Genomic DNA, 14,150 nt, shown 5'->3' on the forward strand with positions numbered 1-14,150 from the left:
CCATGATCCCGATGCCGCGCGAGGATACGCCGCTATGGTCCGACAGCGAACCGCTGGAATGCGTGATGGTCGTGCCCGAGGCGCCGAATGTGAAGACCTTCGTCTTCCGTCCGCCGTCGGGGGCTACCTTCCTCTTCCGCGCTGGTCAGTTCATCACCTTGGAACTGCCGCTGCCAGGTGGACCGCTCTACCGGACCTACACGATCTCGTCGAGCCCGACCTCAAACGTCTACCTCTCGGTCACCGTGAAGGCACAGCAGGACAGTCAGGGCTCGCGCTGGCTGGTCGAAAACCTCGTGCCGGGGATGCGGCTGAACGCCAAGGGGCCGGGCGGCGTCTTCCACCTGCCGCGCCAGCCCAATGGCAAATACCTTTTCATCTCGGCGGGCTCCGGCGTCACCCCGATGATGTCGATGGCGACTTTCCTTTGGGAACGCGGTGAAGAGCCGGATATCAGCTTCATCCAATGCGCCAACAGGCCTTCGGAACTGATCTTCCGCAAACGGCTCGAATACATGGCGGGACGGGTGCGTGGCCTTCGGTTGAACTTCGTTGTCGCCGAGGAAGACCCCTACGAGGTCTGGACCGGCTATCGCGGCCATTTCAACCAACTCATGCTGGGCCTGATGACGCCCGACTATCTTGACCGCGATGTCTATTGCTGCGGGCCTGAGGGCTTCATGACGGGGGTGCGTGAAACGCTTCTGTCGCTTGGCTACGACATGGAACGCTATCATCAGGAGACGTTCCAGGCCCCGGTCATGCGGGTCGAGGATATCGAGGTCCACGAGGATGTGGTGCCGCAGGAAACCGCGAAGGCCGAAATCGCCTTCGTCAATTCCGGCGTCACAACGGAATGCACCGAAACCGATACGGTTCTGGCGATCGCCAAGGCCTCGGGCCTCAACATGCCATCGGGGTGCAATTTCGGCGTCTGCGGCACCTGCAAGGTCAAGACCCGTTCGGGTCAGGTTCACATGGTGCATAACGGCGGCATCAGCGAAGAGGACATCGAGGCCGGTTACATCCTCGCCTGCTGCTCGCGCCCGCTGGGCCGGGTCGAGGTCGAACTCTGAGCAACCGCAGGGCGCGGCTTGACCGCGCCCGGGCGCTTTGCGACGGTGCGGCAAGCACGACCTGAAAGGACCACAATGAGCTGCCTTGCCACGACCCTCGCCGCTATCGACGCCGCCAATTCCGCCGATCCTGATATCAGCGAAGGGGCGCCCGCCGCGCGGCTTTACGGTGAGCGGATGACGGCGGAGCTGGAACGGCTCTTTCCCGGCGCGTCCGAGGAGTTGCGCATCGCTGTGCGCGGCCAGCATATCGAACGCTGGACTTCGCCCCGTGCCGACTATCCAGAGGGCCGCGAAGGCTATCTGACCTGGCGCCGGGAACTGGCGGCCTATCACGCCCGGCGGGTCGGAGAGATCATGGCCGAAGCGGGTTATGACGCAGACAGCACGGCACGGGTCGGCACAATGCTGCGCAAGGAGGGCATCAAGCGGGACCCGGAGGTGCAGGCGCTGGAAGACGTGATCTGCTTCACCTTCCTGCGGTGGTATTTCCAACCCTTCGCCGAAGGCCGCGATGCCGCCTCGCTGGAGAAGATCGTCGCCAAGACCGCCCGCAAGATGTCGGCAGAGGCGCGGGCAAAGGCATTGAAAGAATTCAATCTTCCCGAACCCTTCGCCGCGTCCTTCCGCAACTGAGTCGTGCACAATTGTGTACCGCCAATTGAGTGCGCGCCGCTCCCCTTTTGGTTGTGCGAAATAAAATTTCGTCGCGTAATATTGTTTCAAAAGCGCGTCCTGTCTGGCGCTAACAGACCAAAACTGTTGCGAAATTGCCCCGAAAGCAGGCGGATTGCCGCGCTGCGGCTTGGCGAAATCAACATCCCGTAGGAGACTCACTTGACGGTGGGGAAAAGCGGCCATATCTGCGCCGCGCGATTGCCACCGACATGTGTGAGTAATGGCCAGAGAGGCTTGGTAAATGTGATCTGTAGGGTCACGCGGGAAGGAAGAGACGAATGGATATGCCCAAGCAGATGGATGCGAGCGGACACGCCCCGCGCCAGCAGCAGCAGGGTGAGGCCGACCGCGCCGAAAAGCGCCGGACGACCGCTTCCGAGCTTGCTGAAACGCCGGCCGAGCAGATGCGCGCAATGCATTTTAGCGACTGGGCCTCGATCTGAGGCTTTCGCCGGGTCGCGGCAGGAATTAACCTCGGGGCTCCGATGGAGGGGCCTCATGCCGACACCCGTATCGACCATACCCAATCTCGGCCCCGGATCCGAGGCAGCCTTTGCCCGGGCGGGCATTCATTCGGCCGAGGACATCCGTGCGATGGGCGCGGACGCAGCCTATCTCCGGCTTTTGCAATCCGGCACTAGGCCCCACTTCATCGGATACTATGTCCTCGTCATGGGTCTGCAGGGCCGTCCCTGGAACGATTGTCAGGGCGCGGAAAAAGCCGCTCTGCGGACGCGCTTCGATGAATTGAAGGCTGAGGCAAAACAGACCCCGTCAAAAGACAAGGACCGCCTCCGGATGGAAGCGGCCCTTGATGAGATTGGCATCATAGAACGACGCCGGGGGTGAGCCGGGAAGAATTTTGAAACAAAATTCTTCCGCTACGCGCAGGGAAAATCCTTGGACAAGGATTTTCCACCGGTTGCGCCGGGTTCAGCCGACGAGTTCGAGACCCGAGAAGAAGAAGGCGATTTCCTGCGCGGCAGTTTCCGGCGCGTCGGAGCCATGAACCGAGTTCTCGCCGACCGAGAGCGCGAATTCCTTGCGGATCGTGCCCGGCTCGGCATTGGCGGGGTTGGTCGCGCCCATCACTTCGCGGTTCTTGGCAATGGCGTTGTCGCCTTCCAGAACCTGCACGACGACGGGGGCCGAGGCCATAAATTCACAGAGTTCGCCGTAGAAGGGGCGTTCCTTGTGAACCTCGTAGAACTTGCCAGCCTGTTCCATCGAGAGCTTGATGCGCTTTTGTGCGACGATGCGCAGGCCCGCATCTTCGAACTTGGCGTTGATCTTGCCGGTCAGGTTGCGGTTCGTCGCGTCGGGTTTGATGATGGAAAGCGTGCGTTCGGTCGCCATGGGTCAGCCTTCTTGCATTGGGGGCACGGGGCACCCTGCCCCGGCCGGATTTGGATTGCGCGCCTGCTATCATGCTGCGCCCGGCTTGAAAAGGTGCGGCGGCGGGCATGGCGGGCGCCTCCGGTGGGAGTATTTCCACCAGGATGAAGGTGAGGCGGTTGTGGCTCCGGCCGTTCTGGCAGATGATCGCGGCCGGAACGATCCCCGGGGGCAGGCAATGAAGATCGCGACATTCAATATCAACGGCATCAAGGCGCGGGTCGACGCCCTGCCGCAATGGCTGGATGAGGCCGCGCCGGATGTTGTGCTGTTGCAGGAGATCAAGTCGGTTGACGAGGCCTTTCCACGCGATCTCTTTGAGGATCGCGGCTATTTCGTCGAGACCCATGGGCAAAAAAGCTTCAACGGCGTCGCGATCCTGTCCAAGCTGCCGCTGGAGGATGTAGAACGCGGATTGCCGGGCGATGAGGCCGACGATCAGGCGCGCTGGATCGAAGCAACGGTTGTAGGGAAAACCGCCGTCCGGCTGTGCGGGCTCTACCTGCCGAATGGCAACCCCGCACCGGGGCCGAAATACGATTACAAGCTTTCATGGATGGCGCGGATGAGGGATCGGGCCACGGCCCTTCTCGCGGAGGAAATGCCGGTCGTCATGGCGGGCGACTACAACATCATCCCGCAGGCCGAGGATGCGGCGAAGCCGGAGGCATGGGTCGAGGACGCGCTTTTCCGCCCCGAAAGCCGCGCCGCGTTCCGGCGCATCCTGAACCTTGGCTATACCGAGGCGTTCCGGTCCCGAGAACCGCGCCCCGGCCATTATTCCTTCTGGGACTATCAGGCTGGCGCATGGCAGCGGAACAACGGCATCCGCATCGACCATCTGCTTCTGTCGCCACAGGCCGCCGATCTGCTCAACGGCACCGGGATCGACAAAGGAATCCGGGGACGTGACAAGCCCTCGGACCATGTGCCGGTATGGATCGAGCTTGACGCCTGACCCATGCGCTATCCCGATACCTTTTACAGCCGCACCCTGCGCGATGCCCGCGCGCGCCCCGTCCTGACGGGCGTTGAAGAGGCGGATGTTGTGATCGTCGGCGGCGGTTTTGCCGGGTTGACGACGGCGCTGGAACTGACCCGCGCGGGCAAGCTTGTGATCGTGCTGGAAGCTGAATCCGTGGGATTCGGTGCCTCGGGCCGCAATGGCGGCATCGTCAGCCCGGCCTTTTCCGGTGGCGATGAAGCGATCCGGGCCCGGGTCGGGTCAAAAGCTGCCCGCGAGTTGCACCGGCTGTCCATCGAAGGGGTCGAACGGTTGCGGGCGACCATTGCGGATCTGAAGATCGACGGCGCGGTAACCGGCGAGGGTCTTCTCAGCCTTCGACGCTTCGACCGCGCCGATGATCTGAAACGCCATGCCGAGGAGTTTGACCGCGATTTCGGTTACGAGATGCGCTATCTCGACCGGACGGCCCTGTCGGAACAACTGGTGAGCGGGCGCTATCATCATGCACTCTATGACCCCCGCTCGTTCCACATCCATCCCCTGAACACGTTGCGCGGCATCGCCGCCGAAGTGGAACGCCTAGGCGGGCGGATCTTCGAGGCCTCGGCCGCAACCGGGCACGATCTGACGGGGTCCGTGAAGCAAGTTACCACCGCCACCGGGCGCGCCGAGGCCCCTGCGCTTATCCTTGCCACAGGCGGCTATACGGGCCCCTTGGTGCCGCGCCTGAAGCGCGCGATCCTGCCGATCGCGACCTATCTGACGATGAGCGAGGCCGCGCCCGACCTGCTGGCCAGCGCCATCCGCACGCGCGCCTCTATGTATGACGACCGGCGCGCAGGCGACTATTACCGGCTGGTCGAGGGCGGCAGCAGGCTTCTCTGGGGCGGAAGGATCACGACCCGGGCGGCATCGCCCGAAGGGATCGTGCGCGAGCTTCGCCGCGAGATGGTGGGGGCCTTCCCGCAGCTTGAGGGATTGAAGATCGAACTCGCCTGGTCCGGCCTCATGGGCTATGCCCGCCACCTGATGCCGCAGGTCGGAGAGATGGGCCCCGGCGTCTGGCACATCACGGCCTTTGGGGGCCACGGGTTGAACACGACTGCCATTGCCGGAAAGGTGCTGGCCGAGGCGATGCTCGGCGAAAGCGACCGCATCAGCATGTTCGCGCCTTTCGGGCTGGACTGGGCGGGCGGTGCAGCGGGGCTTGTTGCAGCCCAGCTGACCTATTGGAAGCTGCAGATGCAGGACCGGTGGCGCGAGCGTGGCTGAGCCGGATCAGCGCCCGCCCGTCACGTCATGGTCGTAAAGCCAGGCGAACCGATCCATCACGCTGCCCGGAGCAAAACGGTTCAGCGTCTTCAGCCCGAAATGGGCGATGTCGCGGCGGATACCGGAAAGGTGGTAGTTCCGGGCATTGGCATTGGCCGCCTCGACAATCCGGCTGACCCGAGCCTGACGGCGTTGCTGATAGGCCGCGAATGCGGCTTCGGGTTCAGCAGCCGATAGGGCTTCGGCCAGAACCCAGGCATCCTCCAGCGCCATATTGGCCCCCTGCGCCAGAAACGGCAGCGTCGGATGGGCGGCATCGCCAAGGATCGCCGCGCCGTGACCGTGCCAGCGTTTCGCAACCGGATGGCGGAAGAGCCCCCAGAGGTTCGGCCGCTCGATCTGGTCGAGCCAGCGCCGCACCTGAGGAACAAAATCCTCAAACGCGATGCGCAGGGCCAAGGGATCGTCGGTCAGCGACCAGCTTTCCTCGGCCCATTTGTGGCGCTCCTCAATCGCGACGATGTTCCTCAGCCGCCCTCCACGCAGGGGATAGGTCACGATATGACGGCCCGGCCCCATGAAAAGCTGCGCGACGGGGCGGATATCGGGTTCCGCAGGCAGGGTTGCGCGCCACGCAACCTGATGGGTGAAGAAAGGCGCGACCGTTCCGTTCAGAGTTTGCCGAACCTTCGAATGCAGCCCGTCGGCGCCGATCAGAATGTCCGCCTCGATCTCCGCCCCCTGCGTGGTTTTCAGCCGAGGTGCATGGTCGCCGAGCGTCACCTCGGTGATCTGCTGCAAAAAGCGGATTTCGACGCCAGCCGCCCGCGCGGCTTCGGCCAGAACGGTGATGAGGTCGGCACGGTGGACAAGGCGGAACATGCCCGCTGTTCGCTGGCGCGTCAGGTCGAGGCGCAGGACCTGCCCGCCCGTCTCGCCGTCGATCAGTTCCACGGCTTCCGATCCCATGCTTTGCGCCTCAAGCTCGGCCCCAAGGCCAAGCGCGCCCATGACACGCGCGCCATTTGGCGTGATCTGCAACCCGGCGCCGACTTCGCGAATCTCGGGCGCCTGTTCAAGAACGGTGACCTTCGCGCCATTCAGCGCCAGCGCCCGCGCCAGCGCGAGCCCCGCGACCCCGGCGCCCAGCACCGTCACCGCCCGACCGTTCATCATATTTGCCCCCGTCCAAATGAAAGCGCCGGAGCCTTACGACCCCGGCGCCGAAATTTACTCCGACCCGATACCGGGATCAGTCGTCGCGATGCACCCGCTCGCGGCGTTCATGCTTTTCCTGCGCTTCCAGCGTCATCGTCGCGATCGGCCGCGCATCGAGGCGCTTGAGCGAAATGGGTTCGCCCGTCACTTCGCAATAGCCGTATTCACCGTTCTCGATTCGCCGCAGCGCCGAGTCGATCTTCGACACGAGCTTGCGCTGCCGGTCGCGCGTCCTCAGTTCCAGCGCACGGTCGGTTTCCTCACTCGCACGGTCGGCGATGTCGGGAACATTGCGGGCGCTGTCCTGGAGACCTTCAAGCGTCTCGGCCGACTGTTCCAGAAGTTCTTCCTTCCAGGTGGTCAGCTTGCGCCGGAAATACTCGAGCTGACGCTCGTTCATGAACGGTTCGTCTTCGGCCGGACGATAATCGTCGGGAAGAAAGACCTCAGGCTTCATCTTCGCTCCCTTCTGCCCCCCGGACTCTGAATTCACTGTATCAATCTTCATCCGGAACTCCTCGGGCGCTCCCATAGCCGATGAACCGGAGGATGTCACTAGCCCTAGCGGCGTCTTGCGGCAAATTGATGGCCCCGATAAGAGTCACGTGATCAAAACGGGCCATTGTTGCGGAAATAATATGAAATTCGAGAGCACAGACCGCTATGTCGCCACAACGGACCTGACTGTTGCCGTCAATGCATCAGTGACGCTCGAGCGACCGTTATTGGTGAAAGGCGAACCCGGAACCGGCAAGACCGAACTGGCCCGCCAGGTTGCTGAGTCGCTTGGTCTCAGGCTCGTTGAATGGCATGTGAAATCAACGACAAAGGCGGCGCAGGGGCTTTACGAATACGATGCCGTCAGTCGGCTGCGTGACAGCCAGCTGGGCGACGAGCGCGTCCATGACGTGAAAAACTATATCCGTAAGGGCAAGCTCTGGCAGGCTTTCGAGGCGGATGAAAAGGTCGTGCTGCTGATCGACGAAATCGACAAGGCCGATATCGAGTTTCCAAACGACCTGTTGCAGGAACTCGACCGGATGGAGTTCCATGTTTACGAGACAGGTGAGACGATCCGGGCAAAGAACCGCCCGGTGATCATCATCACGTCGAACAACGAAAAGGAACTGCCCGACGCCTTCCTGCGGCGGTGTTTCTTTCACTATATCCGCTTCCCCGAGACCGAGACGCTGGCGCAGATCGTCAATGTCCATTTTCCCGGCATCAAGGAGCAGATTCTCGCGACCGCGCTGACACAGTTTTATGAGATCCGCGAAACGCCGGGGCTGAAGAAGAAGCCCTCCACCTCGGAAGTGCTTGATTGGCTGAAGCTGATCCTTGCCGAGGATCTTTCGCCCGAAGACCTGAAACGCGATCCGAAGAGCCTCTTGCCGAAGCTGCATGGTGCGCTTCTCAAGAATGAGCAGGATGTGCAGCTTTTCGAACGTCTGGCATTCCTAGCCCGCAGCCGCAGTTAGGTCAGTTTCCGGAAAGCCTGATCCCGCCCTTACGGCTGGCGGAATGACCACAGACCGGCTAGCTTCACGGCAATAACGGGAGGCAGGCATGATCAGCGGTTTGGAGATTCAGCCGGAGAGAGTCCGTTGCGAGTAGTTCTTCCGGGCTGTTTCTTAGTTCTCGCCCTCTTTCTGGGTGCCTGCGCCGCCCCAACGGCCCGCCCGGTCACAACGCGCGCGGTCGCGAGCGACATCCCCCTGCCCCCGATGCGGCGGTTCGGGACCACGGTGGTCGCGCCACCCGCCAGATCGAATGCCGAAATGATGCAGGATTTCCTCGATCTTGCTTTCCAACTGGAAAGCGGCCGCAGCCTGCCGGTCCTCACGCGCTTTGAGGGGCCGATCAATGTCCGGATGACCGGCCCGGTGCCGCCCAGCGCACAAGCCGATCTGACCCGCGTCCTCGGACGCTTAAGGGCAGAGGCCGGAATACCGATCCGGCAGGCAAAGGGCGAAGCGGCGGAAATCACCATCGAGTTCCTGCCCCGCCGCACCATGCAACGGCTGGTCCCGCGCGCCGCGTGTTTCGTGGCGCCCCGCGTTAGTTCCTGGACCGAATACCGCCGGGCGGGGCGCAATGCGCTCGACTGGACGACGCTTACCGTGCGGCGGCAGAGTGCGATCTTCATCCCGAACGACACCGCGCCGCAGGAAATCCGCGATTGCCTGCACGAGGAACTGGCACAGGCGCTGGGGCCGTTGAACGATCTCTACCGGTTGCCGGATTCGGTTTTTAACGACGACAATGTGCATACGATCTTGACCGGCTTCGACATGCTGATGCTGCGCGTCTACTACGCGCCGGAACTGGCAAACGGCATGAGCCGGAGCGAAGTCGCGGCCCGCCTGCCCCGCATTTTCGCGCGGCTCAATCCGCGCGGCGAGGGCCGCCCGGGCCGCATCGCTGACCCCGCTCCGCCCGCCTTTGGCAGGGCTATCGAAACCGCCCTCGGTCCCGGCACCTCGCCCGGCCGCCGCCGGGGCGCGATCCGCGAGGCGCTGGCCATCGCACAATCGCGAAGCTGGACCGATGCGCGCGCGGGGTTCGTGTGGCTGGCGCTTGGACGCCTGTCGCTGGGCCATGACGCGGAAGAGGCGCGCGATGCCTTCCTTCAGGCTTCGACCATCTATCACAACAACCCGGGCCTCGCCCTTCAGGCCGCCCATGCCGATATGCAACTGGCCGCTTTCGCCCTGTCGAACGGACAGCCCGACGTCGCGATTGGCCTGGTCGACCGGTCGACGCGGGTCGTGGCCGCAGCCGAAAACGCGGCCCTCCTCGCCAACCTTTTGATGGTCAAGGCTGAGGCGCTCGACCTCCTTGGCCGTCACACCGAGGCGCGGATCGTGCGGCTCGACAGTCTCGGCTGGGCACGCTATGGCTTCGCCTCCGATGCCGAGGTGGAGGAGCGTCTGCTGAACGTCGCCTCCCTGTCCCCGGCGCAGCCAAGGAGGCGTCAATGATCTTCTTTCCTGCCATCGTCATAGGCGCGGCGATTGGCTGGTACCGGGCCACGAAACGCGGCGGCAACCGGCTGGACAAACTGCAATATGCCGGCAGCCACGCGATCCTTTTCGCGATCCTCGGCCTTTTCGCCACGATCATCTACCACCGCATGACCTGAGCCGATGTTCCTGCGCTTCTTTGAGACCCTGAGGAAGACCGGAGTCCCGGTCACCTTGCGCGAATATCTCGGCTTTCTCGAAGGCATGGCGGCGGGGCTCGTCACCTACGACATCGAGGGATTCTACTACCTCGCGCGCACCGCCATGGTGAAGGATGAACGCCATCTTGACCGGTTCGACCGCGCCTTTTCCGAGGCGTTCAAGGGGCTGGAGGCGATCACCGCCGACCAGGTGCTGGAGGCGATCGATCTGCCCACCGAATGGCTCGAACGACTGGCAGAGAAGACGCTGAGCGAGGAGGAGAAGGCGCAGATCAAGGCGCTCGGAGGGTTTGAAAAGCTGATGGAGACGCTGAAGAAGCGTCTGGAAGAACAGAAGGGCCGGCATCAGGGCGGATCAAAATGGATCGGCACGGCGGGCACCTCACCCTTCGGGGCCTATGGCTACAATCCCGAAGGCGTCCGGATTGGCCAGAAGGAAAGCCGCCATCAGCGGGCGGTCAAGGTCTGGGACCGGCGGGATTTCAGGAATCTCGACGACAGCGTCGAACTGGGCACCCGCAACATCAAGGTGGCATTGAAGCGCCTGCGCCGCTGGGCGCGGGAAGGCGCGGCGGAGGAACTGGATCTGCCGGAAACCATACGCGCCACGGCCGAACACGGCTATCTCGACGTCAAGACCCGGCCCGAGCGGCACAATGCGGTGAAGGTTCTGCTCTTTCTCGATGTCGGGGGCTCGATGGACCCCTTCATCAAGGTGGTTGAAGAGCTTTTCAGCGCCGCGCGGGCCGAATTCAAACATCTGGAATACTACTACTTCCACAATTGCCTCTACGAAGGTCTCTGGCGCGACAACCGCCGCCGCTGGGACGCGCAGACCCCGACCTGGGAGGTCCTCAGGACCTATGGCGGCGACTACAAGGCGATCTTTGTCGGCGACGCCTCCATGTCGCCCTATGAGATCGCCTATCCCGGCGGCGCGAATGAACACTGGAACCCCGAGGCCGGGCAGGTCTGGCTGACCCGCGCCCGCGAACACTGGCCCGCCAATGTCTGGCTGAACCCCCTGCCCGAGCGGCACTGGCAATATACCCAGTCGGTCGGCATGATCCGGCAGATCTTCGACGGTGCCATGTTTCCGCTGACCCTCGAAGGGATCGGTCGCGCGATGAAGTCGCTGACGTGACCAACGGGCCTTTGCTCTGTTCCGCCAAGCCCCCATATTGATCCCATGCTGAAGCTGACCCCGATCCTGATTGCCGTCCTATATGGCCTCGCCATGTACCGCTTTTCCGTCTGGCGGACGAAACGGGTGCTGGACGAGCGGTCGACCGAACTTGCCGATCCCCGGCTCACGGCGCTGACCCGGCGGCTGGCCGAGGCTTTGGGGGTCGCGCGGGTGCCAGTGCATATCTATGAGATTGCCCCGGTGAATGGATTGGCCGCGCCGGACGGGCGAATCTTTATCACAAGGGGGTTTTTCCAGAAATACACCGAGGGCGCGGTGACGGCGGAAGAAATGGCCAGCGTCATCGCCCATGAGTTGGGGCACGTGGCCCTTGGTCATTCGCGACGGCGAATGATCGACTTTTCCGGCCAGAACGCGATCCGTGTGGTCCTGGCCACCGTCCTTGGACGCTTCCTGCCGGGCATCGGTGTCTATCTGGCCGGGCTTCTGACTACGATGCTTGCCGCACGGCTTTCGCGCCAGGATGAGTATGAAGCGGACGAATATGCCTCGGCCCTGCTGGTAAAAGCGGGAATCGGGACGGGACCGCAGAAATCGCTCTTTGAGAAACTAGAAGGCCTGACCGGCATAGCAGGTGCAGCGCCCGCCTGGCTCATGAGCCATCCGAAGACGTCGGACCGCATTGCTGCCATCGCCCGAAATGAAAAACGCTGGGGCGTTCCTGCACCTTTGTAAGGGACGGCGTTTCAAGAACCCCAAGAAACGGCTTTGCATCGTGACAGTGCCGAGGAACTGCAGACGCATTGACCGCGACTACTGATCCTTCCGGTCCAGTTCCAGCCAAAGCTTGCCTTCCTTGTAGCCGCCGCGGATGAGATAGCCCGGCTGCTTCAGTTCGGGATAGTTCGCCGCCCAATCGCGGTAACGGTCGTTTGTCACGATCCGCGCGTTCAGGAAGCGTGCGGCTTCAAGAATCGTGGGGTCCGCCGGGGTGCCCTTGTCCACGACTATGACGCGGTCACTTGGCAATCCCAGAAGTTTACCCATCGCCGAGTTGTGTTTGTACTTCCCGGTCAGAATATGACCTGCATTCGCATCGAAGATAACACCGGCCTTGTAACCGAGCGCCGATATCCGGTCGACAATCTCACGCACCGTCGCAAGTTGCGGCGTGCCCTCTTTCCAGTGCATCGCGTTCGAGCCGTCGATGACAATCAGTTTTCCCGCCGCCTTCTCGCGCGCCTCGCGAAGGCGTAGTTCGGCCCGGATCAGAACAACCAGGCTGAAGAAAAGGCTCGGCCACGCCACCAGCAGCATGTCCGAAAAATCAGGCAGAAAATATCCTGCGGCGAGGCCGGCAAGGGAAAATATCAGAACAATAATCGGACCAATCATGGTCCAAGCCTACGCTGTCGCGGACAACTTTCAATACCGACGTAGGCGAAACCTGCCCCGAAACACGGAAAGAGGAAAATACGCAATCGTTCTGACGATTGTGTCAATGGCGTCGGCAATCCGGATCAGTCAGGCGGCGGCGCCCCACCGGTGGCGCTGCGGTCGGCGATGAAGCGCGCGATACGATGGCCCCGGCCGATGGCCCCGTCGGGCGGTTCGAACTCTGCCAGCACGTTTTGCCAGATCGCCGTCGCGCGTTCGGTCGATGTCCGTTCGCCCGCCGCCGCCCAGCTGCCATGGTTTGACAGATCCGCAACCAGCGGCGCATAGAATGCGGTGGAGAAGCGGTCCATCGTATGACTTGTCGCGAAGAAATGCCCGCCGGGTTGAACATCGGCCAACGCCTGCCAGCCGAGATCGTCCGGCGCGGAGGCAAGCGGGGTGCAAAGCTCGGCGATGATCTGCAACGCCTCGATATCATTGATGAACTTCTCGTATCCGAAGGTCAGCCCGCCCTCCAGCCAACCAGCGGAATGCACCGTCAGCGTCGCATTGGCCGCAAGGTTGGCCCAGAGGCCCATATGGTTTTCCCCGGCCGCCTGCATGTCGGCCACGTTGGAGGCTGACCCGGCCGCCGAGCGCCACGGCATTCCGACGTGACGGGCAAGTTGCCCGGTGCCGATGGCCAGCCGGATATGGGTCGGCGTGCCGAAGGCCGGGGCGCCAGATTTCATGTCGACGTTGGACGAAAACCCGCCATAGCTGACCGGTGCGCCGGACTTTACAAGCTGCGCCAGCGTGATCCCGGCGAGACATTCCGCATGTTGCAGCACCAGCGCCCCTTCGACCGTCACCGGCGCCATGGCCCCGGCAAGGCAGAACGGCGTGATGATCGACAATTGCCCGGCGCGGGCGAAGTCGATGATCCCCTCGGCCATCGGTTTGTCGAGCTGACGCGGCGAGTTGGTATTGATCACCGTCGTCGCCCATGCTCCATCGGTGAAATCGTCCTCTGACAGCCCCATCGCAAGGCGGATCATCTCGAAGCTGTCCTCGATCTGCCCCCGCCCCCGCGCATAGACGAAAAGCGGCTTGTCCGAGAGCGTGAGCTGGCCCCGCATCATCGCGTAGTGCCGAAGATGCGCGGGCACATCCTGCGGTTCGGCCGAGGGGCCCAGCTTGTGGATCACGTCAAAGCTCTGGTGCAACTTCAGCGTCTCTTCGAACGTCGCCAGATTGCCGGGACGCCGACCGCGGATTCGGTCGGTCGCGTTGGGACAACCGCCCGCGGGCGAGAAGATCAACGCCCCTTCCTCGTAGACCAGTTCACGTTCGGGGTTCGGCGCGCGCATCCGGATCGACTTCGGCGCAGTGGCGAGCGATGCCGCCACCATGTCGCGGCCAATGCGGACCATCTCGGTCCCCTCATCGACGATCGCCCCGCCGGATGCATAGATCGCGCGGGCCTCGGGCAGAAGAACGCGAAGGCCGAGGTCCTCAAGCAGCCGCAGCGCCATGTCGTGAATGGCGGCGACGGCGTCCTCTGACAGCACTTTCTGCGCCGTGAATGGATGCCGCAGACGCTGGTAGTCCACGTTGCGAACGGGTGGATCGCCGCGTCGTACAGCGCGGCCCTTGCGGCGGGATGTCTTGTCCATCGGAACTCCTTTCGCAGCGAGCCTTTCAGCATGCCGCCACGCAATCTCGTCCGATTGCGACATGCAAACACCCGCATTCTGGACAAAGAACCGGGGCACAGATTTTATTTTTTCCACCCCCTTGCGGATACTGGTACCGCATCAGCATTTCAGGCCGGTC

The 14,150-nt window shown here is 62.8% G+C and carries 16 protein-coding genes; 11 read left to right on the top strand and 5 right to left on the bottom strand.

What is annotated here, in order from left to right; all coding sequences use genetic code 11:
* Window positions 1–2: 2 nt before the first annotated feature.
* The 4 genes from QKW60_RS05105 to QKW60_RS05120 all read left to right on the top strand — a co-directional run bounded on the left by QKW60_RS05105 (window position 3) and on the right by QKW60_RS05120 (window position 2,603).
* Window positions 3–1,076, top strand: a complete 1,074-nt coding sequence (locus QKW60_RS05105; protein ID WP_419762646.1) for an FAD-binding oxidoreductase — start codon at window positions 3–5, stop codon at window positions 1,074–1,076.
* Window positions 1,077–1,151: 75 nt separating this feature from the next.
* Window positions 1,152–1,712: a DUF4202 domain-containing protein gene (locus QKW60_RS05110; protein ID WP_282366992.1), complete on the top strand. Its 561-nt coding sequence runs from the start codon at window positions 1,152–1,154 to the stop codon at window positions 1,710–1,712.
* A 320-nt stretch (window positions 1,713–2,032) separates the two neighbouring features.
* The gene (locus tag QKW60_RS05115; RefSeq protein WP_282366993.1) at window positions 2,033–2,197 is read left to right on the top strand and encodes a hypothetical protein; all 165 of its coding nucleotides are present in this window, start codon (window positions 2,033–2,035) and stop codon (window positions 2,195–2,197) included.
* Window positions 2,198–2,252: 55 nt separating this feature from the next.
* Window positions 2,253–2,603, top strand: coding sequence for a TfoX/Sxy family protein (locus QKW60_RS05120; RefSeq protein WP_282366995.1), 351 nt, complete (start codon window positions 2,253–2,255; stop codon window positions 2,601–2,603).
* An 84-nt stretch (window positions 2,604–2,687) separates the two neighbouring features.
* On the opposite strand, the gene ndk is transcribed toward QKW60_RS05120, so the two are convergent.
* Window positions 2,688–3,110 carry a nucleoside-diphosphate kinase gene (gene ndk, locus QKW60_RS05125; protein ID WP_263740319.1) on the bottom strand — a complete coding sequence of 141 codons (423 nt, stop codon included), beginning with the start codon at window positions 3,108–3,110 and terminating at the stop codon, window positions 2,688–2,690.
* Between the two features lie 217 nt (window positions 3,111–3,327).
* On the opposite strand from ndk, the gene xth reads away from it, so the two are divergent.
* Window positions 3,328–4,107 carry an exodeoxyribonuclease III gene (gene xth, locus QKW60_RS05130; RefSeq protein WP_282366997.1) on the top strand — a complete coding sequence of 260 codons (780 nt, stop codon included), beginning with the start codon at window positions 3,328–3,330 and terminating at the stop codon, window positions 4,105–4,107.
* A 3-nt stretch (window positions 4,108–4,110) separates the two neighbouring features.
* Window positions 4,111–5,388: an NAD(P)/FAD-dependent oxidoreductase gene (locus QKW60_RS05135; RefSeq protein WP_282366998.1), complete on the top strand. Its 1,278-nt coding sequence runs from the start codon at window positions 4,111–4,113 to the stop codon at window positions 5,386–5,388.
* Window positions 5,389–5,394: 6 nt separating this feature from the next.
* Here QKW60_RS05135 and QKW60_RS05140 read toward each other — a convergent pair whose 3' ends face one another.
* Window positions 5,395–6,564, bottom strand: coding sequence for an FAD-dependent oxidoreductase (locus QKW60_RS05140; protein WP_282366999.1), 1,170 nt, complete (start codon window positions 6,562–6,564; stop codon window positions 5,395–5,397).
* A 76-nt stretch (window positions 6,565–6,640) separates the two neighbouring features.
* Window positions 6,641–7,063, bottom strand: a complete 423-nt coding sequence (dksA, locus tag QKW60_RS05145) for an RNA polymerase-binding protein DksA (protein WP_282367763.1) — start codon at window positions 7,061–7,063, stop codon at window positions 6,641–6,643.
* Window positions 7,064–7,244: 181 nt separating this feature from the next.
* On the opposite strand from dksA, the gene QKW60_RS05150 reads away from it, so the two are divergent.
* From QKW60_RS05150 to QKW60_RS05170, 5 genes are all read left to right on the top strand, one after another.
* Window positions 7,245–8,084 (top strand): AAA family ATPase, encoded by an 840-nt coding sequence (locus tag QKW60_RS05150; protein ID WP_282367000.1) that lies wholly within the window; start codon window positions 7,245–7,247, stop codon window positions 8,082–8,084.
* Between the two features lie 126 nt (window positions 8,085–8,210).
* Window positions 8,211–9,587 (top strand): DUF2927 domain-containing protein, encoded by a 1,377-nt coding sequence (locus QKW60_RS05155; protein WP_282367001.1) that lies wholly within the window; start codon window positions 8,211–8,213, stop codon window positions 9,585–9,587.
* Window positions 9,584–9,748 carry a hypothetical protein gene (locus tag QKW60_RS05160; protein ID WP_282367003.1) on the top strand — a complete coding sequence of 55 codons (165 nt, stop codon included), beginning with the start codon at window positions 9,584–9,586 and terminating at the stop codon, window positions 9,746–9,748. Before QKW60_RS05155 ends, QKW60_RS05160 begins: the two co-directional genes overlap by 4 nt.
* A 4-nt stretch (window positions 9,749–9,752) precedes the next feature.
* On the top strand, window positions 9,753–10,934 hold the full coding sequence (locus QKW60_RS05165) for a vWA domain-containing protein (RefSeq protein ID WP_282367004.1): 1,182 nt from the start codon (window positions 9,753–9,755) through the stop codon (window positions 10,932–10,934).
* A 45-nt stretch (window positions 10,935–10,979) separates the two neighbouring features.
* Entirely contained in the window at window positions 10,980–11,672 is a 693-nt protein-coding gene (locus QKW60_RS05170) for a M48 family metallopeptidase (RefSeq protein ID WP_282367006.1), read from the top strand.
* 78 nt (window positions 11,673–11,750) lie between these two features.
* Here the strand turns inward: QKW60_RS05170 and QKW60_RS05175 are convergent, their stop codons facing one another.
* Complete coding sequence (locus tag QKW60_RS05175) at window positions 11,751–12,332, bottom strand: NYN domain-containing protein (protein WP_282367007.1); 582 nt, start codon at window positions 12,330–12,332, stop codon at window positions 11,751–11,753.
* 125 nt (window positions 12,333–12,457) lie between these two features.
* Window positions 12,458–13,990, bottom strand: coding sequence for a trimethylamine methyltransferase family protein (locus QKW60_RS05180; protein WP_282367009.1), 1,533 nt, complete (start codon window positions 13,988–13,990; stop codon window positions 12,458–12,460).
* Between the last annotated feature and the right edge of the window lie 160 nt (window positions 13,991–14,150).

The organism is Albidovulum aestuarii (assembly GCF_029961185.1).
GTDB classification, from domain to species: Bacteria; Pseudomonadota; Alphaproteobacteria; order Rhodobacterales; family Rhodobacteraceae; genus Albidovulum; species Albidovulum aestuarii.

Coding starts and splice junctions, on each gene's coding strand:
- QKW60_RS05175 (WP_282367007.1), bottom strand. CDS start 12,332: ATGATTGGTCCGATTATTGTTCTGATATTTTCCCTTGCCGGCCTCGCC.
- xth (WP_282366997.1), top strand. CDS start 3,328: ATGAAGATCGCGACATTCAATATCAACGGCATCAAGGCGCGGGTCGAC.
- QKW60_RS05165 (WP_282367004.1), top strand. CDS start 9,753: ATGTTCCTGCGCTTCTTTGAGACCCTGAGGAAGACCGGAGTCCCGGTC.
- QKW60_RS05140 (WP_282366999.1), bottom strand. CDS start 6,564: ATGATGAACGGTCGGGCGGTGACGGTGCTGGGCGCCGGGGTCGCGGGG.
- QKW60_RS05115 (WP_282366993.1), top strand. CDS start 2,033: ATGGATATGCCCAAGCAGATGGATGCGAGCGGACACGCCCCGCGCCAG.
- QKW60_RS05105 (WP_419762646.1), top strand. CDS start 3: ATGATCCCGATGCCGCGCGAGGATACGCCGCTATGGTCCGACAGCGAA.
- QKW60_RS05160 (WP_282367003.1), top strand. CDS start 9,584: ATGATCTTCTTTCCTGCCATCGTCATAGGCGCGGCGATTGGCTGGTAC.
- QKW60_RS05110 (WP_282366992.1), top strand. CDS start 1,152: ATGAGCTGCCTTGCCACGACCCTCGCCGCTATCGACGCCGCCAATTCC.
- QKW60_RS05170 (WP_282367006.1), top strand. CDS start 10,980: ATGCTGAAGCTGACCCCGATCCTGATTGCCGTCCTATATGGCCTCGCC.
- ndk (WP_263740319.1), bottom strand. CDS start 3,110: ATGGCGACCGAACGCACGCTTTCCATCATCAAACCCGACGCGACGAAC.
- dksA (WP_282367763.1), bottom strand. CDS start 7,063: ATGAAGCCTGAGGTCTTTCTTCCCGACGATTATCGTCCGGCCGAAGAC.
- QKW60_RS05150 (WP_282367000.1), top strand. CDS start 7,245: ATGAAATTCGAGAGCACAGACCGCTATGTCGCCACAACGGACCTGACT.
- QKW60_RS05135 (WP_282366998.1), top strand. CDS start 4,111: ATGCGCTATCCCGATACCTTTTACAGCCGCACCCTGCGCGATGCCCGC.
- QKW60_RS05120 (WP_282366995.1), top strand. CDS start 2,253: ATGCCGACACCCGTATCGACCATACCCAATCTCGGCCCCGGATCCGAG.
- QKW60_RS05180 (WP_282367009.1), bottom strand. CDS start 13,990: ATGGACAAGACATCCCGCCGCAAGGGCCGCGCTGTACGACGCGGCGAT.